Here is a 22,177-nt window from a genome sequence, read left to right on the forward strand (position 1 = left end):
ACGCCGGGCACGGCCTCGACGATGTCGCCGGGGCGCAGCTTGGGGCGGGCCTGGAACGAGGCTTTCTCCACCGCGCCTTCGCTCGCGCTGTCGGCCGTGCCGATGGCCGCATCGCGCGGACCACTCACTTCAATGGGCGGCAGGTGGACGGGCTGGGCCCAGGCCGGAACGCCGGCAAGCATAGCCGTGGCGAACAGGCACGGGGAGCGCCGCGGGAGGATGCGCATGGGTCTCTCTTCTTGTGTATGAACAACTTTGGATTATTCATACGACAGGACGCGAAACCATACGCCAATCGGCGCACGCGGCCGGCGCGGCGCTCAGTTCAGCGGCTTCAGGTGGCGGTGCGGCCTGGCGTTGCCATGGGCATGGGACTCGCCCGCGTCGAGCGGCACGAGGTGCACGTTGCCATGGCGCACCCCGCGCAGTGCCACCAGCTGCTCGGCGCAGGCCCGCACCGCGGCGGTGGGGCCGCGCAGCACCACGGTCTCGAGGCAGTGGTCGTGGTCGAGGTGGGTGTGCAGGCTGGTGATCACCAGGTCGTGGTGGTCGTGCTGCAGGTCGAGCACCCGCGTGGTCACGGTCTGCTCGTGGTGGTCGTAGACATAGCTGACGTTGGCCACGCACCAGTTCGAGCGCTTCGCCGCGGGCTTGTCGAGCGAGGCACTGCCCAGGCGCGAGCGGATCAGGTCGCGCACGGCCTCCGAGCGGTTGACGTAGCCCTTGGCGGCAATGAAGGCATCGAACTGGGCCGCGAGTTCGTCGTCGAGGGATATGGTGAAGCGTTGCATGGCGCGGGCGGGAAGGGGAGGGCGCCCGCATCATAGGAGCAGCGCGTGCCGATGCGGTCGATCTGCCCCGTGGCCGCCCATGCCGAGAAGCCCTCGATCCTGCCAAGGACCGAGGGCTTTTTCATGGGCGAAACCCCGCGTGCCGGAGGCGCCGCGAGCGCGACCCATCGGGTTTGCACTACATCAAACATGATATATCATGTGTCAAACTTCGAAAAAGCAGCCAAGGATCCCGCATGCCGTCCGTGTCTTCCGCCGCCTCTTCCCCTTTGTCGAACCGTCACGATCTCCAGCTCCGGCAGCGCGCCGCCAAGGTCGTGCCCGGCGGCATGACGGGGCACCTGAATGCGGCCTCGCTGCCCGCGGGCTATCCGCAGTTCTTCGAGCGCGGCCAGGGTTGCCGCGTCTGGGACGTCGACGGCAACGAATACATCGACTTCATGTGCAGCTGGGGGCCGAACCTGCTGGGCCATCACCATCCGGTGGTCAATGAGGCGGCCCGCAAGCAGCAGGCCCTGGGCGACTGCCTCGACGGCCCCACGGCGCGCTTCGTCGAGCTGGCCGAACGTTTCGTCGCGCGCAGCGCCCATGCCGACTGGGTGCTGTTCCAGAAGAACGGCACCGATGCCACCACCGTGTGCCTGATGGTGGCGCGCGCGGCCACCGGCAAGCGCAAGGTGCTGGTCGCGACCAAGGCCTATCACGGTGCCGATCCCTGGTGCACGCCGATCCCCCAGGGCATCACGCCCGAGGACCGCGCGCACCTGATCCACTACACCTACAACGACATCGCGAGCCTCGAGGCGGCTGCGGCCCAGGCGGGTTCGGACTTGGCCGCCATCGTCTGCGCGGCCTTCAAGCACGACCTGGGCATCGACCAGGAGCTGCCCACGCCCGCGTTCGCGCGCCGTGCCCGCGAGCTGTGCGACCAGGCCGGTGCCGCGCTGATCCTCGACGAGGTGCGCGCGGGCTTTCGCGTGCATGCAGGCGGCAGCTGGGAGACCGTGGGCGTGCGGCCCGACCTCAGCGCCTGGAGCAAGTCGATCGCCAATGGCTACGCGCTCGCGGCCGTGACCGGCGTCGATGCGCTGCGCGAGGCGGCCACGCGCATCTACACCACGGGTTCGTTCTGGTCGGGTGGTGTGGCGATGGCCGCGGGCCTGGCGACCATCGAAGTGGCCGATGCGCAGGACGTGGTGGGCCATGTGCAGGCCATGGGCCAGCGTTTCCGAGACGGCATCGCTGCGCAGTCCGCGAGCCATGGGGTGCCGGTGCGCCAGACGGGCCCGGCCGCGCTGCCGCTGATCCTGTTCGACGAGGACCCGGGCTTCGACAAGGGGGCGGTGTTCACGGTCGAGGCGCTGCGCCGCGGCGTCTACCTGCACCCGAAGCACAACATGTTCCTGTCGCTGGCACACACCGTGCAAGACATCGACCTGGCCCTGCAGGCCACCGACGCGGCCTTCGCCGCCGTCGCCCAACGCTTCGGCCACCGCTGAGCCACTCCCGTGCGAGTCCCTGAAACGCCGACGCCACAATAGCCGCGCGATTCACGCACCCGCACTCAAGGAGAGAGAAGCCATGGCAACCCCCGTCATCAACGTGGTCGAACGCACCAACCTCGCGAGCCAGATCTACGAGCATCTGCGCGAGCAGTTGATGTCGGCCACTTTCCAGCCGGGCCAGCGCCTGAAGATCCGCGACCTGGCCAAGACCATGGGCACCAGCGAGACGCCGGTGCGCGAAGCCCTGATCCAGCTCGTGCGCGACCGCGCGCTCGAGATGAAGGAGGGCTACTTCATCCGCGTGCGCCAGCTCACGCTGGCCGAGTACCTCGAGCTGCGCGACATCCGCTTCGCGCTCGAGCCGCTGGCGGCCGAGCGTGCCGTGCCCTTGCTCGACAACGCCACGATCAAGCAGCTGACGGAAAGCCATCGCCTGCTGGTGCGTGCGGAGAAGACCAAGGACTACCGCGCGGCCCTGCAGCACAACTTCGATTTCCACTTCGGCATCTACCGCCATTCGGGCATGCCGCAGCTCACCGAGCTGCTGGACCGCATCTGGGTGCAGGTCGGACCGATGCTGAACTTCCTCTACCCGCACGGCCATCCGACCTACGACGCCGAGCACCAGCACGTGAACGTGCTGCGCGGGCTGCAGCAGCGCGACACGGCGATGGTGCGCAAGGCCATCGAGGACGACCTGATCGAGGGCGGGCGCGACTTCGTGCGCGTGCTGAAGGAAATCGACGCCAATCCCGCGCGCGCCGAGGAACTGCTCGCGCTGCGCAACCAGCCACCCCCATCCAGCAGAAAGAAAAGCCCGACATGACGGACCCCGGCAGCGCCCTGCACCCCACGGCATTCCCTCCCGACTGGCAACGCCGCGACCGCCTCGCGCTGCCCGTGCCGCAACTCCGGCGCGTGGCGCACACCTTGCGCCGCCAGGTCATCGAGCTCGTGCGCCGCCATGGCCAGGGCTACGTACAGCAGGGCCTGGGCGCCGCCGAGATCTTCGCGAGCCTCTACTTCCACGAAGCGCGCATCGACCCCGCCGACGCACGCTGGGAGGAGCGCGACCGCTGCATCCTCTCGACCGCGCACAACTCGGCGCTGTTCCATGCGGCGCTCGCGCTGCGCGGCATGATCCCCTCGGCCTCGCTCGACGACTACGTGAAGGACGGTTCGGCGCTCGAGATCAACGTCTCCGAGCGGCTCGGCCCCGTGGTCGAAGGCACCTTCGGCTCGCTGGGCCAGGGCATGTCGGTGGCCGCCGGCATGGCGCTGGCCTCGCGCATCCGCGGCATCGACTACCGCGTGAACGTGGTGCTCGGCGACGGCGAGCTCGAGGAGGGCCAGGTCTGGGAGGCCGCGATGCTCGCGGGTTCCGAGGGCCTGCACAACCTCTGCGTGGTGCTCGACCTCAACTGGATGCAGGTCGAGGGGCACACCGACAGCGTGCTGCGCCTCTCGCCCATCGCCGACAAGTTCCGCGCCTTCAACTGGCAGGTGATCGAGCTCGACGGCCACGACCTCGAGGCGCTGCTCGCGGCCTTCGCGGCCGCGCGCGGGCAGACCGCGCGGCCGACCATGATCGTCGCCACCACGGTGCCCGGCAAGGGCGTGAGCCTGCTCGAGGGCGTGATCAGCCACAACGCGAAGCTGCCGGCCGAGGTGGCCGACGCGGCGCTGCGCGAACTGGGAGAGATGGCATGAACGCGAACATCAAGGCGCCGGCGCGAACGCTCGAGGTCGAGGACTTCACGCAGGGCGGTGCCCACACCGCGATGTCGGCCGCGCAGTCGGCGGGTGCATCTTCGGTGCCGCGCTACTACGGCGAGGCGCTGCTGGCACTCGCGCGCGAACGCCGGAACATCGTCGCGCTGTCGGCCGACCTCACCTCGTCGACCGAGACCGACATCTTCCGCGACACCTTCCCCGAGCGCTTCCTCAACCCTGGCATCGCCGAGGCCAACATGGTGGGCGTGGCCGGCGGCCTCGCGCGCAGCGGGCTGCAGGCCTGGGTCCACACCTTCTGCGTGTTCGCCACGCGCCGGCCCTTCGACCAGATCGCGATGCAGGTCGCCTATCCGCGCACCGACGTCAAGATCGTCGGCTTCCTGCCGGGCCTGTCGACCATCCTCGGCGTGAGCCACCAGGCGATCGACGACATCGCGCTGATGCGCGCGCTGCCGAACATGACGGTGATCGAGCCCTCGGGCCCGGCGCAGGTGCCGGCCGCGGTGCGTGCCGCGGCCGACCACAAGGGGCCGGTGTACCTGCGGTTGTTGCGCGCGTCCGCGGCGCTGCCCGAGGGCACGCCCTGGGAGCCGCTGGAGCTCGGCCGCATCCAGCCCCTGGACGACGGCGATGGCGAGGCGCTGATCGTCGCGAGCGGCCTGATGGTCGAGCCCGCGAAGGCGGCGGCGCGCGCGCTGCGCGCGCAGGGCATCGCGGTCGGCGTGGCCAACGCGCACACGCTCAAGCCTTTCGACGAGGCCTTCATCCAGCGGCAGCTCGCGCGCAGGCGCCTGATCGTGACGGTGGAGAACCACTCGATCGTCGGCGGCCTGGGCTCGGCCGTGGCCGAGGTGCTGGCCGAGGCCGGTGCCGGCACGCGGCTGGTGCGCCTGGGCGTGCGCGACCGTTTCGCGCAGGGTGCGTCGATGCCCTGGCTGTTCGAGCGCCACGGCCTCACGGCGCAGGGCATCGCCGACGCGGTGCGCGAGGCATTGGCTTCGGGCGAGAAGACGCGATGAGCGACGCCGTGCTGGTGCCCGAGCTCTGCCGGCTGCCCGCGCGCGAGCTGGCCGCGCTGATCCGGCGCCGCGCGCTGTCGTCGCGCGAGGTGGTGAGCGCCTTCCTGCAGCAGGTCGATGCGCTCAACCCGCGCTTCAACGCGATCGTCTCGCGCGTCGAGCGCGAGCAGGTGCTGGCCGAGGCCGACGCGGCCGATGCCGCAGTGGCGCGCGGCGACGCGCTGGGCGCGCTGCATGGCCTGCCGCAGGCGATCAAGGACACGGCGCCGGTGCGCGGGATGCGCTCCACCTTCGGTTCGCCGCTGTTCGCCGACCACCTGCCGGCGGCCGACGCGATCATGGTCGAGCGCATGCGCGCGGCCGGCGCCATCTTCATCGGCAAGACCAACGTGCCCGAGTTCGGCCTGGGCTCGCACACCTACAACCCGGTGTTCGGCGCCACCGGCAATGCCTGGGACCCGCGCTTCAGCGCCGGCGGCTCCAGCGGCGGCACCGCGGTGGCGCTCGCGCTGCGCATGCTGCCGGTGGCCGACGGCGCCGACATGGGCGGCTCGCTGCGCAACCCGGCGGCCTTCAACAACGTGCTGGGACTGCGGCCCTCGCAGGGGCGGGTGCCGTTCTGGCCGCGCGGCGATGCCTTCGCCGGGCAACTGACCACCGAGGGCCCGATGGGCCGCAGCGCCGACGACCTCGCGCTGCTGCTGTCGGTGCAATCGGGCTACGACGCGCGCGCGCCGCTGTCGCTCGACGGCGCGGTGCCCGACTGGCACGACCGCCTCGAACGAGATTTCGCCGGTGCGCGCATCGGCTGGCTCGGCGACCTCGGCGGCCATCTGCCCTTCGAGCCCGGCATCCTCGCGCTGTGCGAAGCGGCGCTCGCGCGCTTCGGCGATGCGGGCCTGCAGGTCGAGCCGGTGCGTACCGACTTCGACTGGGAACGCGTCTGGCACGCCTTCACCGTGCTGCGCCAGTTCATCATCGGCGGCAAGCATGGCGCGCACTACGACGTGCCGGCCTCGCGCGCGCTGCAGAAGCCCGAGCTGCAATGGGAGATCGAGCAGTACCGCAAGCTCTCGGCCGACGACCTCTACCGCGCCGCGCTCGACCGCACTGCCTGGTACGACTGCCTGCTGGGCCTGTTCGAACGGCACGACTTCCTCGCGCTGCCGACCGCGCAGGTCTTCCCCTTCGCGATCGAGGAGCACTGGCCGCGCGAGATCGCGGGCCGTGCCATGAGCAGCTACCACCGCTGGATGGAAGTGGTCACGCCCGGCACGCTGTCGGGCTGCCCGGTCATCAGCCTGCCCGTGGGCTTCGATGCGCGCGGCCTGCCGATGGGCATGCAGATCATCGGCCGTCCGCGCGACGACCTGTCGGTGCTGCAGCTCACCCACCTCTACGAAAGCCTCAGTCCCTTCCTGCGGATGGCGCCGCCCGCGCTGCGCATGGATTGAGGGGCGGGCTCCCGCACACACACAGAACGAACGAGACAAGGAGCACCACCCGATGAACACGACCCGCCCGCTCAAGGGACTGCACGCCCCGGTGGACCTGTGGCGCGATGCCTGGGGCATTCCGCATCTGCGCGCCGCCAATGCCGACGACGCCTTCTTCGCGCTCGGCCATGTGCATGCGAGCGATCGCCTGTGGCAGATGGACGCGCTGCGCCGCCGCGCGATCGGCCGCTATGCCGAATGGATCGGCCCGGCCGCGCTGCCGATGGACATGCTGGTGCGCCGGCTCGGCCTGGCCGAGTGCAGCCGCCGCGACCTGGCCGCGCTCGGCGCCCCCGCGCGCGCCATGCTCACGGCCTACACCGCGGGTGTGAATGCCTTCATCGCCGAGGGCGAGCTGTCGCCCGAGTACGCGCTGCTCGGCGAGACGCCCGAGCCCTGGGAGGAATGGCACAGCATCGCGGTGCTGCGCCAGACCGGGCTGCTGCTGAACTCGGTCTATCCGAAGCTGTGGCGCGCCATCGCGCTGCCGGTGATCGGCGCCGAGGCCATCGACCGCCTGCGCATGGACGACGGCGGCGAAGAGCTGGTCTGCCTGCCGCCCGGTTCGCTGGCCGGGCGCCTGTCGCCCGACATGGCCGAGCTGGCCGATGCCATCTCGGCCTTCATCGGCGAGGCCGACACCGAGGCGGCCGGCGGCGGCAGCAACAACTGGGCGGTGCACGGCAGCCGCACGCGCAGCGGCCGGCCGCTGGTGGCCGGCGATCCGCACCGCGTGCTCGACATGCCCAACATGTACCTGCAGTGCCACCTGGCCTGCGATGCCTTCGACGTGATCGGCCTGACCTCGCCGGGCGTGCCGGGCTTTCCGCACTTCGCGCACAACCCCGACGTGGCGTGGTGCGTGACGGTGGCCTTCGTCGACACGGCCGACGTCTACCTCGAGCGCTTCGCGGACGAGGGCCGGCGCTACCTGCGCAGCGACGCGCCCGGCGGCGGCGATGCGCAATGGGCCGAGGTCGAGCGCCGCGTGGAGCGCATCCGCGTGCGCGGCCAGGCCGACGTGGACTGCGAGATCCTCGTGACCGCGCGCGGCCCGGTGGTGGCCGGCGATGCGAACAGCGGCAGCGCGCTGGTGCTGCGCCACTCGGCCGACGTGGAGGCCGACCGCTCGCTCGACTGCATGCGCCCGATGATGGAGGCGCGCAGCGTCGATGCGCTGTTCGAGTCCGTGCGCGGCTGGGGCCTGGTCGACCACAACCTGGTGGCCGGCGACACCCAGGGCCACATCGGCCACCATGTGCGCGCCAAGGTGCCGCGGCGCGCGGCCGCCAACGGCTGGCTGCCGGTGCCGGGCTGGCTCGACCGCCATGCCTGGAAGGGCTGGATCGATTGGGAGCGCATGCCGCGCCAGATCGATCCCGCGGCGGGCCTCATCGTCACCGCCAACAACCGCGTGGTCGAGCGCCACGACGACTATCTCTGCACCGACTGCCATCCGCCGCACCGCGCGCAGCGCATCTGGCAACTGCTGGCGGCGATGGAATCGGCCGACGTCGCGGGCATGGAAGCCGTGCACCGCGACACGCTGAGCCTGCCGGCGCGCGAAATCTGTGCGCGGCTCGCACCGTTGACGCTGGCCGATGCCCCGTCGCGTGCACTGCGCGACCGCCTCGTGGCCTGGGACGCGCGCCTCGAGGCCGATTCACAGGAAGCCGATGCCTATGTTTCGCTGCGCATGGCGCTGGCGCGCGCGGTGGCGCGGCGCAGCGGACTTGCCGCGCTCGATGTGAGCCGGCAGCGCACCGTGCCGCCCGGCCTCGCGATCGACTACCAGCTCGGCTGGTGCGTGCCGCAGTTGCTGCGTGCCGACGATCGCGCGCTGCTCGGCGGCGCGAGCTGGGACGAGGTGCTGACCGAGGCCCTGGCCGAGGTCGCGCGCCTGCCGGTGGCGGGCTGGGGCGAGCGGCACCGGCTCGAACTGCGCCATCCGCTGGCGCCGGTGTTCCCCGCCGCGCCCTTGGTGGCGCAGCGCGACATGGGCGCGATCGGCGGCGACAACGAAACCGTCTTCACCACCGGCTACCTGCCGCACCTGGGCCCGCACGCGCACTACGCCTCGCTGGCGCGCTACGTGTTCGACGTGGGGCAGTGGGAGGCCTGCCGCTGGATCGTGTTCCACGGCGCGGCCGGCGATCCGCGCGATGCGCACTACGCCGACCAGAGCGACACCTGGCGGCGCGCGGAAACGGTGCCGATGCACTACGACTGGCGCACCGTGGCGGCCGAAGCCGCCTCGCACACGCGGCTCGCGCCGGCCTGAGGCCGCGGCGCGCGAGCGCCGCCGGCATCGCGAGCACGGCGCCTGCCGCGAGGTCGGCGCAAAAAAGAGAAAGCGCGCACAGCTCTTGCATGGGAGATGCCCGGATTGTCTTCGTTTGACACATGATATATCGTGTATCAAATTTCATATCGAGAGATTTCCAGCGTTTTTCCACGAACCCTCGAAGCCCCTGAAAGGAACCCGGCTCATGAAGAATTCCCCTCCCCTGTACGCACGGCTCGCCGGCTGGGCGGTGGCATGCGCGATGGGCGCGGCCGCGACTGGCGTGTGCGCGCAGAACGCACCCGCGCCGGCCAAGACCCTGCGCATGGCGATCAACAACGACCTCAAGGTGGTCGACCCGCTGTTCAGCAACACCTACGTGACGCGCGACTACGGCTACATGGCCTTCGACACGCTGTTCTCGCGCGACAGCAAGGGCGAGCCCAAGCCGCAGATGCTCGAGCGCTTCACCCAGTCGCCCGACAACAAGGCCTGGACCTTCACCCTGCGCCCTAGCCTGAAGTTCTCCGATGGCAGCGCCGTGACATCGGCCGACGTGGTGGCCACGCTGCAGCGCTGGGCCAAGCGCGCGACCATGGGCCTGCTGCTGGCCGACTCGGGCGCGGAGTGGAAGGTGGTCGACGACAAGACCTTCTCGCTGCAGCTCAAGGAAGGCATGGGCCAGGTGCCGCTGATCCTCGCGGCCAAGACGCTGTTCATCGTGCCCGAGAAGCAGGCCAAGGCCTTCCCCGACGCGCCGATCCCCGAACCCATCGGCTCGGGCCCGTTCATCTTCAAGCGCGACGAATGGATCCCGGGCAACCGCATGGTGTTCGTGCGCAATCCCAACTACGTGCCGCGCAGCGAGCCGGCCGACGGCCTGGCCGGCGGCAAGCGCGTGAAGCTCGACCGCGTCGAGTGGCGCTACATGCCCGATGCCAACACCTCCACCTCGGCGCTGAAGAACGGCGAGGTCGACATCGTCAACGTGGTGCCGCCCGACTACCAGGCCGCGCTGCGCACCGACGCCAACGTGCGGCTGGCGCAGACCGGCATCTGGCAGCCGTTCATGGTGGCCAACACGCTGGCGCCGCCGTTCAACAACCCGAAGGCGCGCGCGGCGCTGATGCACCTGGTGAACCAGGAGGAAATCCTCGCGGGCATGGGCTTCACGCCCGAGCCCGGCAAGTCCTTCTACTGCCCGGCCGTGTTCATGTGCGGCGCGCCCAACGAGACCGCCGCGGGCGCCGAGACGTTCAGGAAGCAGGACTTCGAGAAGGCCAAGGCGCTGCTCAAGGAGGCCGGCTACAAGGGCGAGAAGATCGTGTTCCTGCAGCCCACCGACGGCACGCAGTCGATGGCCGCGCTGATCTGGATCCAGTACCTGAAGAAGGCCGGCCTGAACCTCGACGTGCAGGTGATGGACCAGTCCTCGGTGCTGGCGCGCGTCTACAAGAAGGAAGGCCCGGCGCAAGGCGGCTGGAGCCTCTACCTCACGGCCTCGAAGAATGCCGACGTCGACACGCCGCTGACCAACGGCTGGGTGCTCTCGTCGTGCAAGGGCAGCGTGGTGCCGGGCTGGCCCTGCGACGCCAAGATCGACGAACTGCGCGACGCCTGGATCCGCGAGGGCGATGCCGCCAAGCGCAAGCAGCTGGTGGACAACCTGCAGCGCCGCTTCTATGAAGCGCCGCCCTACATCCCCTACGGCCAGTACCCGGCCACCTTCGCGGCACGCAAGGACGTGAAGGGCACCGAGCTGTTCGGCATGGGCATCCCGATCATGTGGAACGTCGAGAAGTAAGGGGACCGCGGCATGGAATATGTGATCCGGCGCGTGCTCGCCACGGTGCCGGTGATGCTGGTGGTGTCGGTGATCGTGTTCCTGCTGATCCACCTCGCCCCCGGCGACCCGGTGCTCCTGATCGTCGGCGACTTCGCCACGCCCGAGCAGATCGCGCAGACGCGCGCCGCCCTGGGGCTGGACCAGCCGCTGTGGCACCAGTTCATGGTCTGGGTCGGCAACGTGGTGCGCGGCGACTTCGGCGTCTCGCTGTTCAACCAGATGCCGGTGTCGCAACTGCTGGGCCAGCGCATCGGCGCCACGCTGTCGATCGCCTTCTTCACCATCCTGGTGGCGGTGCTGCTGTCGATCCCGCTGGGCGTGCTCGCGGCCTACCGCGCCGGCAGCTGGATCGACCGGCTGGTGATGGTGTTCGCGGTGTGCGCGTTCTCGATGCCGGTGTTCCTCACCGGCTACCTGCTGGTCTACACCTTCGCGCTCAAGCTGCAGTGGCTGCCGGTGCAGGGCTACCGCGGCATCGCCGAGGGCGTGCTGCCCTGGCTCAGGCACCTGGTGCTGCCGTGCCTGAACCTCGGGCTGCTCTACACCGCGCTGCTCACGCGCATGACGCGTGCGTCGATGCTCGAGGTGCTGCACGAGGACTACATCCGCACCGCGCGCGCCAAGGGCCTGGGCGTGCTGCCGGTGCTGGGCCATGCGCTGCGCAACGCGGCGATCCCGATCGTCACCACCATCGGCGTGGGCATCGCGCTGCTGCTGGGCGGCGTGGTGGTCACCGAAACCGTGTTCTCGATCCCCGGACTCGGCAGCCTGGTGGTCGACGCGGTGCAGCACCACGACTACCCGGTGATCCAGAGCCTGCTGCTGCTGTCGGCGGCGGCCTATGTGCTGATCAACCTGCTGGTCGACCTGAGCTACAGCCTGTTCGACCCGCGCATCCGCTATTGAGGCCCCGCGAATGACCGAAGCCATCCTGAACCCCGGCGCCGCGCGGCGCCCTCCCTCGCCGGCGCTGCGGCTGCTGCGCAAGCACTACACGCTGATCCTCGGCGTGCTGATCCTGCTGGTGGTGGTCACGGCCGCGCTGGGCGCGCCGTGGATCGCGACCCACGATCCGCAGGCCATCAACCCGATCGCGCGCATGAAGGCGCCCTCGGCCGAGCACTACTTCGGCACCGACGCGCTCGGGCGCGACACCTTCAGCCGCGCCGTCTGGGGCGCGCGCGTCTCGCTCGTGACCGGCGCCTCGGTGGCGCTGCTGGCCACGCTGCTGGGCGTGCTGCTCGGCCTGCTGGCGGGCTTCGTGCGCTGGACCGACGGACCGATCATGCGCGTGATGGACGGCCTGATGGCGATCCCCGGCATCCTGCTGGCGATCGCGCTGATGGCGCTCACCAAGGCCAGCCTGACGACGGTGATCGTCGCCATCACCGTGCCCGAGGTGCCGCGCATGGTGCGGTTGGTGCGCGCGCTCTCGCTGTCGCTGCGCGAGCGGCTCTACGTGGAGGCCGCGCATGCGCTGGGCACGCGGCTGCGCACCATCCTGTGGCGGCACGTGCTGCCCAACATCCTGGCGCCGCTGCTGGTGCAGGCCACCTTCATCGCCGCATCGGCCGTGCTGGCCGAGGCCGCGCTGTCCTTCCTCGGCGTCGGCGTGCCGCCGCAGGTGCCGAGCTGGGGCAACATGATCTCGGAAGGCCGCAACCTGATCGCGATCGTGTTCTATCCCATCGTGTTCCCGGGCCTGCTGCTCGGACTCACGGTGCTGGCGATCAACCTGCTGGGCGACGGCCTGCGCGATGCGCTCGACCCGCACGTGGCGCGCCAGCTCTGAGGACATGTCCATGAACGACACCCCCCTGGCCGCCAAGGGCGCGGCGCACCGCGCGGGCGATGCGCCGCTGCTCGAGATCGACGGCCTGCACACCTACTTCGACACCCTGGCCGGCGAGGTGCGCTCGGTCCACGGCGTCTCCTACCGCGTCGAGGCCGGCCAGACGGTCGGCGTGGTCGGCGAGTCGGGCTGCGGCAAGAGCGTGACGGCGCTGTCCGTGATGCGGCTGATCCAGACCCCGCCCGGGCGCTTTGCCGGCGGTGCCATCCGCTACCGCGGCACCGACCTGCTGAAGCTCAGCGAGGCCGAGATGCGCCGCATCCGCGGCAACCGCATCTCGATGATCTTCCAGGAGCCGATGACCTCGCTGAACCCGGTGCTGACCGTGGGCCGGCAGATCGCCGAGACCGTGATGCTGCACCAACAGGTGGGTCGCCGCGAGGCGCTGGCGCGCGCCACCGAGATGCTGCGGCTGGTGCAGATCCCCGAGCCGCAGCGCCGTGTCAACGAGTACCCGCACCAGCTCTCGGGCGGCATGCGCCAGCGCGTGATGATCGCGCTGGCCCTGGCCTGTCATCCCGAGCTGCTGATCGCCGACGAACCGACCACCGCGCTCGACGTGACGATCCAGGCCCAGATCCTCGAGCTGTTGCGCGGCCTGCAGCGCGAGCTCGGCATGGGCATCGTGATGATCACGCACGACCTCGGCGTGGTGGCCGAGTGCTGCGACCGCGTGGTCGTGATGTATGCGGGGCGCAAGGTGGAGGAGGCCGACGTGCTCGACCTGTTCGAGCGGCCGCTGCATCCCTACACGCGCGCGCTGATGGCTTCCATGCCATCGATGAACACCCACAGCGCGCGGCTGACCGAGATCCCCGGCATCGTGCCCTCGCCGCACGAGGCGGTGCGCGGCTGCGCCTTCGCGCCGCGCTGCGGCTTCGCCAGCGAGCGCTGCCGCAACGAGGTGCCGCCGCTCGAGGAACACGGCACGGGCGCCTCGCACCTGTCGGCCTGCTTCCATGTCGAGGAGCTGGTGCGCACGACCGAAGTACCGACGGCCCAGGCTGTCTTGCTGCAGGAGGCCGGCGCATGAGCACGAACGCGACAACCGAGGCGGGCACGCCCCTGCTCGAGGTGCGCGACCTGCGCAAGCACTACCAGTCGCCGGGCTCGTGGATCTCGCGGCGCAAGGCCTCGAAGGTCTACGCGGTCGACGGCGTGTCGTTCTCGGTGGCCGCGGGCGAGACGCTGGCGCTGGTCGGCGAGTCGGGCTGCGGCAAGACCACCACCGGCAAGTCGATCCTGCGGCTGATCGAGCCGACCTCGGGCATGGTGCGGCTCAACGGCCGCGACCTGCTCTCGCTCGACGCGGGCGCGATGCGCGAGCAGCGGCGCGAGATGCAGATCATCTTCCAGGACCCCTACGCCTCGCTCAATCCGCGCATGACCGCCGGCGAGCTGGTGGCGGAGCCGCTGCGCAACTTCGGCGTGTCGAACGGCGCGCAGCGCAACGAGCGCGTCGCGTGGCTGTTCTCGAAGGTCGGCCTGCGGCCCGAGGCCATGAAGAAGCTGCCGCACGAGTTCTCGGGCGGCCAGCGCCAGCGCCTGGGCATCGCGCGTGCCCTGGCGCTGAACCCGAAGCTGATCGTCTGCGACGAGCCGGTGTCGGCGCTCGACGTGTCGGTGCAGGCACAGGTGATCAACCTGCTGACCGACCTGCAGGCCGAGTTCGGCATCGCCTACCTGTTCGTCGCGCACGACCTCGCGGTGGTGCGCCACATCAGCCACCGCGTGGCCGTGATGTACCTCGGCAAGATCGTCGAGATCGCCGGGCGCGACACGCTGTTCAGCGCGCCGCTGCACCCCTACACCGAGATCCTGCTGTCGGCGGTGCCCGTGCCCGACCCGCGCGTGCGCACGCAGCGCCGGCTGCTCAAGGGCGATCCGCCCAACCCGGCCGCGCCGCCCTCGGGCTGCCGCTTCCACACGCGCTGCCCGATGGCGCAGGCGCGCTGCGCCGAGGAGGAGCCGGTGCTCGAACAAAAGACGGCGGGCCAATGGGTGGCCTGCCATTTCCGCTGACTGCAAATCCACTCACACAAGGAAAGCGATACCGATGATTGCCGAATACGACAAGCTCGATGCCGTGGCCATGGCCGACCTGGTCCGCCGCCGCGAGCTCAAGGCCGAGGAACTGCTCGACGAGGCCATTGCCCGCACCGAGGCGCGCGACACCGTGCTCAACGCCGTCACCACGCGCTTCTTCGACCTCGCGCGCGACCGCATCGCGCAGGGCCTGCCCGACGGCCCGCTGCGCGGCGTGCCCTTCCTGCTCAAGGACCTGGGCGTGTTCTACGCCGGCACCAAGACCACCAGCGCCTCGCGCCTGTTCGCCGACTTCAGCTCGCCGATCGACAGCACCCTGGCCGAGCGCTACGTGCGCGCCGGCCTGGTGATCTTCGGCAAGTCCAGCCTGTCGGAGTTCGGCATCAGCGCCACCAACGAGCCCGAGATGTTCGGCCCCTGCCGCAACCCGTGGAGCCTGGAGCACACCACGGGCGGGTCGAGCGGCGGCGCCGCCGCGGCCGTGGCCGGCGGCATCATCCCGAGCGCGCACGCGGCCGACGGCGGTGGGTCGATCCGCATCCCCGCTTCGCACTGCGGCCTGTTCGGCCTCAAGCCCACGCGTGCGCGCGTGCCGCTCGGCCCGCACATCAGCGAGAGCTGGGCCGGCATGACCATCCACCACGTGGTGACGCGCTCGGTGCGCGACAGCGCGGTGCTGCTCGACGTCTCGCAGGGCGCCGCGCCCGGCGATCCCTACTGGGCGCCGCCACCCGCGGCCTCGTACCTCGAGCTGACGAAGCGCGATCCGCAGCGCCTGCGCATCGCCGTCTCGCTCAAGTCCTTCGAGGCCGTGGCGCTCGATCCGCAGGTGCGCGCCGGCGTCGAGAACGCGGCCAAGCTGTGCGAATCGCTGGGCCACCAGGTCGAGTGGGTCGATCCCGCGCTGGACGACGTCATCCCCGACGAGGAGTACCTGCAGTGCCGCGCCGACATCATCCACGCCAGCATGTACACCTCGCTGCTGCGCCGCAACCGGCAACTGGGCCGCGACTTCAGCGGCCGCGACCTGCAGCGTGTGACCGCGCTGTTCGCCGAGGCCGGCCGCGAGGTCAGCGCGCAGACCTACCTCAACGCCATCCAGACCCTGCAGCGCGCGAGCCGCGCGCTGGGCCAGCAGTTCGAGAAGTGGGACGTGCTGCTCGGACCCGTCTGCGCCACGCCGCCGCACAAGCTCGGCGAGGTCGACATGGAGAGCACCGACCTCGCGACCTACAAGGCCATCGCGCGCAGCCACACGGGCTACACCTCGATCTGGAACGTGGCGGGCAACCCCGCGATGTCGGTGCCGCTGCACTGGTCGACCGAAGGCCTGCCGATCGGCGTGCAGTTCACGGGACGCTTCGGCGCGGAAGACACGCTGTACCAGCTCGCGGGGCAGATCGAACGCGCGGCGCCGTGGGCGGACCGCAGGCCGGAAGCGTTTCCGGCCACGTCCTGAAGTTGTCCCGCGCCCCTAGCGCCGCGCGGTGAGCCACTGCGGCGGCGTCAAGGCCGCCGCGACCACGCGCACCTCGCCGATGTTGCCGAAGAAGCCGTCGGCGCGGTCGCCGTCCCACGAGCCGCCGCCCACCACCCAGGGCGAGCTCGCCGACAGCGTGGCCAGGCCGGGGATCGCGGCGGCGTTGCGCAGCACCGGTGCGCCCTCGACGTACATGGTGGTGTCGTGCGAGGCCGGGTCGTTCACGATGGCGATGTGCACCCAGCGGTCGGCGATCACCTCGCCAGACCAGTTCGCCTTGGGCTCGCGCCGGCCCGCGGGGCTCGGCACCACCTCCCACTGCACCTCGCGCAGGCTCGAGATCGCGAACAGCATCGGCGGCGATTCGCCGTCGCCACCCGCATAGCCCGCGAGGTCGCCGCGGCGGCCGTCGCGCGTCATGATGTTCATCCACGCCTGGTTGCCGCTGGTCCAGCTCTTGTCGATCTTGACGAAGGCCTCGACCGTGTAGCCGTTCTCCAGCGTCTGCGCATTGATCGGCGCGCTGGCGTCGGTGAGGAAGTAGCTCAGGCGCGGCGTGTTCTTGTTGGTGTTGAGGAAGCGCACCGAGCCCGGCGCCGCCGACAGGTGATGGCGGTCGTCGGTCCAGACCACGTCGCCATGGGCCGCGCCCTTCACGCCGCCCTGGTCGAGCGCATCGCGGTGCAGCGGGTTGTTGCCCGTGACGTCGGCCACCACCGTGCCCGGCAGCACCGGCTGGTTGAGCGCGCCGCCGAAGAAGCGCCAGTGCGCTAGCGTGTTCGCGACCTTGGGATAGTCCTCCGCGTCGGCGGCGGGGCGCTGCGCGACGGTCTCGGGGTCCTTGTAGTTGGCGAGGATCATCGCGCGTGCCTTGTCGACCAGCGAACCCTCGATGACCGCGCTGCCGCTGCCGAAAGCCTTGTTGAAGCCGGCGAAGCGCTGCGCGAAATCCATCTCGATCTCGAAGGCCTCGTTGGGCGTGGTCAGCACCGCCTGGTCGAAGGCGTTGAGCGTGGCGGCCGGCTTCTGCGGCACCCACGGCGAGAACGACAGCACCTTGATCTTCTTGTTCGTCAGGTCGAACTCGTAGAGGCGCATCAGGCCGTTGCCGCCCTGGTAGGCCATCTGGTAGTCCACCACCATCTCCTCGACCTTGTGGCCGAAGTCGTTGGTCTTCGTGAGGTGCGCGGCGCCGTGGTGGTGGCCGTTGAGCGTCATGAAGATCTGGTCGTTGTCGCGGATCAGCTTCTCCCACAGCATCTTGCCGTAGTCGGTCTCGAGCGGACTGGTGCCGTCGGCATCGATGTTGAGCAGCTGGTGATTCGACAGAATCACCGGCAGGGTCGGGTTCTTCGCGATCACCTGGCGCGCCCAGGCAATGCCCGCGGCGGAGATGCGCCACGACAGCGACAGCACCATGAACTTCTGGCCCTGCGCCTCGAACACGTGGTACTCGTGGAAACCGCTCGGGTCGCGCCCGCCGAAGGTGGCCTGCTTCTTCGCGCGCTCGGTGCCGAACCACTGGAGGTAGGGCTCCTTGCTCGGATCGCGGTCGGCGTCGGTGCCGCCGACCGGGTCGACGCCGTAGTCGATGTCGCGCAGCACGTCGTGGTTGCCGGCCAGCACGCTGTAGGGCAGCTTCGCGTCCTCGAGCAGCTTCATCGCCGCATCGGGCACCTTCCACTGGTCGGGCTTGCCGACCTGGTCGACCACGTCGCCGAGGTGGATGGTGAAGGGGATGTTGAGCGCCTTGGCGTTGTCGGCGATCCACTTCGTCTGCGCGGCGAAGGGCGCGCTGCCGAAGCGCTTGTCGTACTGGTCGCTCTCGGCCGCAGTGGCGTAACGCGCGTAGAACTGGGTGTCGGGCATCACCGCCAGCGCGAAGCTCGAGATCTTCGCGGCGACCGCTGGCGCGGGTGCCGGCGCGGGCGCTGCCGGCGCGGGTGCGGGCAGGGCGCCCAGCACCGGCGAGCCGCCACCGCCGCCACCGCAGGCGGCGAGCAGCGCACCGCTGCCGCCGAGGGTCAGCAGCGAGGCGCCGAGCTTGAGCAGGTCGCGGCGCGGCGGCGCGATGGATTCGGGAGCGGGGGCCGGATGCGGCGTGGAAGGCGAGGCGTCGCGCGGCGAGGTCGTGCCGCGCGGATCGTCGGAGAAATTCATTGCAAGCTGAACGAAAGGATGGAGGCGCGCAGCGTAGGAAGACGGGGTGACGTGGGCGTGTCAGCGGCGTGACGCTTGCGGCTGTCGTGAAGATCGCGCCAGGCCGGCGACGCGGGTCCTACTGGGCCTTGATGTAGCGCGCCGGCGGCACGCCGAAGTGCCTGCGGAACATCGCGATGAAGCTGCTGGGCGTGGCATAGCCGAGCGCATCTGCGACGCTGCCCACGCTCGCGCCCTGGGTCAGTTGCTCCATCGCGGCCATCAGCACCGCCTGCTCGCGCCAGTGGGCGAAGCTGATCCGCACCTCCTCCTGGAACAGCCGGCTCAGCGTTCGCGCGGACAGGCCCGCCCATGCGGCCCACTGCTCGCGCGTGCGCGGATCGGCCGGGTCGTCGAGGATCGCCGCCGCAATCCGCTGCAGCCGGCGGTCGCGCGGCATCGGCAGCTGCATGCGGTCGTGCGGCGCCGCGGCCAGTTCATCGATCAGCACGGCCATCAGCCGGCCCTGCGCGGTGGACAGGGCCGGTTGCGAGGTCCATTCGACGGCGCGCGCCACGATGCTTTCGACGAGGTCGTTGACCTCGATGACGCAGGGCCTGTCGGGCAGGACCTTGCTCGCCGCGGGCGACAGGTAGAGGTTCCAGGTGTGGGTCACGCCGTTGCTGTTGACGGCATGCCGCTCGCCGGGCGGCACCCAGGCCGCGCGCCGCGGTGGCACGGCCCAGGCACCGCGTTCGGTGCGCACCTGGAGCAGGCCGTCTGCAATGCACATCAGCTGGCCGCGATGGTGCTGGTGCCAGCGCCCCTCGTGCTTCGCGTTGCGGCCCGAGAACGAAGGCATGTTGGCGGCCGAGATGGCGAGCACGCGATGGCCGCCGCGGCGGTCGCCGAGTTCGTTGAGCGCCTGCCTGTAGGCGAGCAGGGTCGAAAACGACAGAGGCGCACCATTCATGGCCCGATCTCGCTATTTGTTTGCAGGCCCACGCTACCGCGGGATGCGCTGCCGGTGAGAGAGTCCATCTGTCCTGCGGGAACGCAGGCAGATGTTCCACCCGTTATAGCGAATTCGAGCCATGAAACCCATCCCCCTCGCGCCAGCACCGAACACCACGGCCGTCTTCATCGTCGGGGGCGGGCCGAGCGGCCTGGCCATGGCGCTGCTGATGGACCGCTTCGAGATCCCCTTCGTGCTCGTGGAGCGCAATGCCGGGCTGACCGATCATCCGCGCGCCCGCGGCGCCTGGGTACGCACGATGGAGCTGTTTCGCCAATGGGGCATCGAGCGCGCGGTCAAGTCCCGGGGCCTGCCCGACGACGCGAACGGCTTCGCCTTCGTGACGTCGATCGCCGGCCATGAGTACGGGCGCGTTCCGCGCGAGATCGACCTCGGCCAGACGCCGGCCTGGAAATGCACAGTGTCCCAGGACGTGGTGGAGGACGAGCTGTTCCAGGTGGTGCGTCGCTCGCGCTGGGGGCGCGTCTGCCACGGCACCGAGTTCCTGCGGCACGAGGAGGTCGCGGACGGCATCCATGCCTTCACGCGCGACACGGCCACCGGCGAGGAGACGCGCTGGTCCGCGCGCTATCTGGTCGCGGCCGATGGCGCAGGCAGTGGCCTGCGCCGCCAGATGGACATCGCCATGACCGGGCCCGCGAGCCTGGCGATCATGAACAACGACTACTGGCAGGGCGATCTGTCGCACCTGCCCAGCGTGCGGCAGGTCGGCGTGTTCCGGATCATGCCGGACGCGCCCGACGTCGTGCCCGCCAGCGTGCTCAACACCAACGGCGCGGACCGCTGGCTGACGGTGACGAGGGTGGGCGAGGGGCACGACCAGACCCCGCCGCAGCGCAGCGACGACGAGGTCGTGCGGCTCGCGCGTGCCCACTCCGGCATCCCCAACCTGGACGTCAAGGTCATCAACCGTTCGGTCTGGCGCGTGAGCAAGCAGGTCGCCGCCAGTTATGCGCGCGGGCGCGCGTTCTTGATCGGCGACGCGGCGCACCGCTTTCCTCCCACCGGTGGCTATGGCATGAACACCGGCATCCAGGATGCGCACAACCTCGCCTGGAAGCTCGCGCTGGTGCTGCGCGAGCAGGCGGGCGAACGCCTGCTCGACAGCTACGACGCCGAGCGGCGTCCGATCGGCCAGGCCAACGCCAACTTCAGCCATGGCAACACCGTGCGCTTCATGAAGATGGAGGAGGCCTTCCAGGCGCGCAATCTCCAGGCCATCAATTTCTGGATCAAGGACGTGGTGCACCACAGCCACAGCATCGGACTGGGCCTGGGCTTCACCTACGAAGAGGGCGCGCTGGTGCCTGATGGCACGGCCTCGCGCGGTCTCACGCTGGGCCGCTACGACCCGTCGGACCGGCCCGGTGGCCGCTTCCCGCACCTGTGGCTGGACCTCGCGCGGCAGCGCTCGACCCTGGACCTGTTCGATCGCGACTTCGTGATCGTGCACGGCCCCCGGTCCGCCGACTGGGCTGCGGCTGCCCTGGACGTGGGCCGGCGCCTGGGTGTCACGGTGCGCACCTTCCAGCTCGATGCCGTGGACCCGCGCGATGGACTGGACATGAGCCTCCATGGCGCGGTGCTGGTGCGCCCCGACGGCCATGTCGCCTGGCGCATGCCGTGGGTGCCGCAAGACCCCGCGGCCAGCCTGGCGCAGGCGCTGGCGCGCGTCCTCGCCCTCGGCGATGCCACCGCGCTGCGGAGGGTGGCATGAACGCGCTCGTGCATGGGCTGCACCACTTCACCTTGCGCTGCGATGCCGAGGATCTGGACGAGCTGCGCGACTTCTACGTGCGCGCGCTGGGCCTCGTGCCGGGCGCGCGTCCGGACCTGAAGTTCGCGGGCTGCTGGCTGTACGCCGCGGGCCAGCCCGTCGTGCATCTCTACGCCTCGGGCCGGGCCGCGAGTCCGGAGGCGGTTGCACTGGACCACATCGCGTTTCGCGCCAGCGGGCTCGCCACGACCCGGCGCCGGCTGGATGTCGAAGGCATCGGCTACACGGAGGCCCCGGTGCCGGGGTGGACTCTGCATCAGCTGTTCATCCGCGATCCGCTCGGCCTCAAGCTCGAGCTGACCTTCGATCTCGCCGAAGAGGCGGGGGATGCGTCATGACGCGGTTCGCGGATCTGCATGCCTCGCGCACCGCCTACGAGATCCAGGGCAGCGGCAGCGCGATCCTGCTCGTTCACGGTGCCGAGGCCAATCGCGAAAGCTTCTCGGCGTTGTCGCTGGCGCTGTCGTCGCAAACAGCGGTGCCGCTGTGCGTGGTCAGCTACGACCAGCGCGAGTGCGGCGACACCGTGAGCGATGGCGGCCCGCACGGCATTCCGGACCTCGCAAGCGACGGCGTGGAACTGATGGCCCGCCTGGGTTTCGAGCGCTTCGCCGTGATGGGCACCTCGCTCGGCGGCCGGATCGCACAGGCATTGGCCATCGCCTTCCCGGAGCGTGTCGAGGCACTGTGCCTGGTCAATACCTGGCCGCTCGACCGAATGCTGGCGCAACTGAACCCCGCGGGGGTGGACCGCCTGCGCAGGCTTCGCGAGGGGCTGCCCGCCACCGCACTGGAGCTCGCCGCGATGTTCTACACGCCGGCGCATGCGGCCCGGCATCCCGCCCTGGCCCGGCGCTTCGCGCAGCCGAAGAGCGGATCGCGCCGCGGCGCGCTCGCGCTCGAGGTTCACGCGCTCGCGCCCGCGAGGATCCGGGCTCCGACACTGTGCATCGCCGGGGAAGAAGACCAGGTGGTGCCGATCGCCGTGATGCGGGCACTGGCCGATCGCATCGGTCACGCGGCGTTCGAGGCCGTACCGGGCGTCGGGCATTCGATGGCGGTGCAGGCGCCGGATGCGCTCGCCGCGCTGATCGCGCACTTCCTCTCGCGGCAGCATGCGGGAGCCCGTTCGCCCGATGCAACCGATTCGTCCCGCAACTCCTGAAAGGTCC

The 22,177-nt window shown here is 70.2% G+C and carries 18 protein-coding genes and 1 pseudogene; 15 read left to right on the forward strand and 4 right to left on the reverse strand.

Annotation, left to right across the window (positions count from 1 at the left end; translation table 11 throughout):
* A pseudogene (locus tag BM109_RS39915) lies at positions 1–227 on the reverse strand (TonB-dependent receptor); the annotation flags it as partial.
* Positions 228–320: 93 nt separating this feature from the next.
* On the reverse strand, positions 321–791 hold the full coding sequence (gene nikR / locus BM109_RS39920) for a nickel-responsive transcriptional regulator NikR (protein ID WP_093355885.1): 471 nt from the start codon (positions 789–791) through the stop codon (positions 321–323).
* A gap of 236 nt (positions 792–1,027) precedes the next feature.
* On the opposite strand from nikR, the gene BM109_RS39925 reads away from it, so the two are divergent.
* The 12 genes from BM109_RS39925 (at position 1,028) to BM109_RS39980 (ending at position 16,032) form a co-directional block, all read left to right on the forward strand.
* Positions 1,028–2,290 (forward strand): aminotransferase class III-fold pyridoxal phosphate-dependent enzyme, encoded by a 1,263-nt coding sequence (locus BM109_RS39925; protein WP_093355887.1) that lies wholly within the window; start codon positions 1,028–1,030, stop codon positions 2,288–2,290.
* Between the two features lie 82 nt (positions 2,291–2,372).
* Positions 2,373–3,122, forward strand: coding sequence for a GntR family transcriptional regulator (locus tag BM109_RS39930; RefSeq protein WP_093355890.1), 750 nt, complete (start codon positions 2,373–2,375; stop codon positions 3,120–3,122).
* Positions 3,119–4,006: a transketolase gene (locus BM109_RS39935; protein ID WP_093355892.1), complete on the forward strand. Its 888-nt coding sequence runs from the start codon at positions 3,119–3,121 to the stop codon at positions 4,004–4,006. The genes BM109_RS39930 and BM109_RS39935 overlap by 4 nt, the downstream gene beginning before the upstream one ends.
* Positions 4,003–5,049 (forward strand): transketolase family protein, encoded by a 1,047-nt coding sequence (locus tag BM109_RS39940; protein WP_093355893.1) that lies wholly within the window; start codon positions 4,003–4,005, stop codon positions 5,047–5,049. Before BM109_RS39935 ends, BM109_RS39940 begins: the two co-directional genes overlap by 4 nt.
* Positions 5,046–6,503 (forward strand): amidase, encoded by a 1,458-nt coding sequence (locus BM109_RS39945; RefSeq protein ID WP_093355895.1) that lies wholly within the window; start codon positions 5,046–5,048, stop codon positions 6,501–6,503. The genes BM109_RS39940 and BM109_RS39945 overlap by 4 nt, the downstream gene beginning before the upstream one ends.
* Before the next feature lie 52 nt (positions 6,504–6,555).
* Positions 6,556–8,826, forward strand: a complete 2,271-nt coding sequence (locus BM109_RS39950; protein ID WP_093355898.1) for a penicillin acylase family protein — start codon at positions 6,556–6,558, stop codon at positions 8,824–8,826.
* A 208-nt stretch (positions 8,827–9,034) separates the two neighbouring features.
* Positions 9,035–10,633, forward strand: coding sequence for an ABC transporter substrate-binding protein (locus BM109_RS39955; RefSeq protein ID WP_093355900.1), 1,599 nt, complete (start codon positions 9,035–9,037; stop codon positions 10,631–10,633).
* Positions 10,634–10,645: 12 nt separating this feature from the next.
* Positions 10,646–11,581 carry an ABC transporter permease gene (locus BM109_RS39960; RefSeq protein ID WP_093355903.1) on the forward strand — a complete coding sequence of 312 codons (936 nt, stop codon included), beginning with the start codon at positions 10,646–10,648 and terminating at the stop codon, positions 11,579–11,581.
* 10 nt (positions 11,582–11,591) lie between these two features.
* Complete coding sequence (locus BM109_RS39965) at positions 11,592–12,467, forward strand: ABC transporter permease (protein WP_057597733.1); 876 nt, start codon at positions 11,592–11,594, stop codon at positions 12,465–12,467.
* A 10-nt stretch (positions 12,468–12,477) separates the two neighbouring features.
* Positions 12,478–13,560, forward strand: coding sequence for an ABC transporter ATP-binding protein (locus BM109_RS39970; protein WP_093355977.1), 1,083 nt, complete (start codon positions 12,478–12,480; stop codon positions 13,558–13,560).
* The gene (locus BM109_RS39975) at positions 13,557–14,549 is read left to right on the forward strand and encodes an ABC transporter ATP-binding protein (protein ID WP_093355907.1); all 993 of its coding nucleotides are present in this window, start codon (positions 13,557–13,559) and stop codon (positions 14,547–14,549) included. Before BM109_RS39970 ends, BM109_RS39975 begins: the two co-directional genes overlap by 4 nt.
* Positions 14,550–14,583: 34 nt before the next feature.
* Positions 14,584–16,032, forward strand: coding sequence for an amidase (locus tag BM109_RS39980; protein ID WP_093355911.1), 1,449 nt, complete (start codon positions 14,584–14,586; stop codon positions 16,030–16,032).
* 15 nt (positions 16,033–16,047) lie between these two features.
* On the opposite strand, the gene BM109_RS39985 is transcribed toward BM109_RS39980, so the two are convergent.
* Together BM109_RS39985 and BM109_RS39990 are read right to left on the reverse strand one after the other, a co-directional pair.
* Positions 16,048–18,213: a LamG-like jellyroll fold domain-containing protein gene (locus BM109_RS39985; protein WP_256223115.1), complete on the reverse strand. Its 2,166-nt coding sequence runs from the start codon at positions 18,211–18,213 to the stop codon at positions 16,048–16,050.
* Positions 18,214–18,331: 118 nt separating this feature from the next.
* Positions 18,332–19,165, reverse strand: coding sequence for an AraC family transcriptional regulator (locus BM109_RS39990; RefSeq protein ID WP_093355914.1), 834 nt, complete (start codon positions 19,163–19,165; stop codon positions 18,332–18,334).
* Positions 19,166–19,286: 121 nt separating this feature from the next.
* On the opposite strand from BM109_RS39990, the gene BM109_RS39995 reads away from it, so the two are divergent.
* From BM109_RS39995 to BM109_RS41070, 3 genes are read left to right on the forward strand one after another with little or no spacing between them, the layout of a single operon-like run.
* Positions 19,287–20,945 carry an FAD-dependent monooxygenase gene (locus BM109_RS39995; RefSeq protein WP_093355916.1) on the forward strand — a complete coding sequence of 553 codons (1,659 nt, stop codon included), beginning with the start codon at positions 19,287–19,289 and terminating at the stop codon, positions 20,943–20,945.
* On the forward strand, positions 20,942–21,343 hold the full coding sequence (locus BM109_RS41065) for a VOC family protein (protein WP_143129345.1): 402 nt from the start codon (positions 20,942–20,944) through the stop codon (positions 21,341–21,343). The genes BM109_RS39995 and BM109_RS41065 overlap by 4 nt, the downstream gene beginning before the upstream one ends.
* Complete coding sequence (locus BM109_RS41070; protein WP_143129346.1) at positions 21,340–22,170, forward strand: alpha/beta fold hydrolase; 831 nt, start codon at positions 21,340–21,342, stop codon at positions 22,168–22,170. The genes BM109_RS41065 and BM109_RS41070 overlap by 4 nt, the downstream gene beginning before the upstream one ends.
* Positions 22,171–22,177 lie beyond the last annotated feature (7 nt).

Origin of the sequence: Variovorax sp. PDC80, assembly GCF_900115375.1 — a bacterium.
Taxonomy (GTDB): domain Bacteria; phylum Pseudomonadota; class Gammaproteobacteria; order Burkholderiales; family Burkholderiaceae_C; genus Variovorax.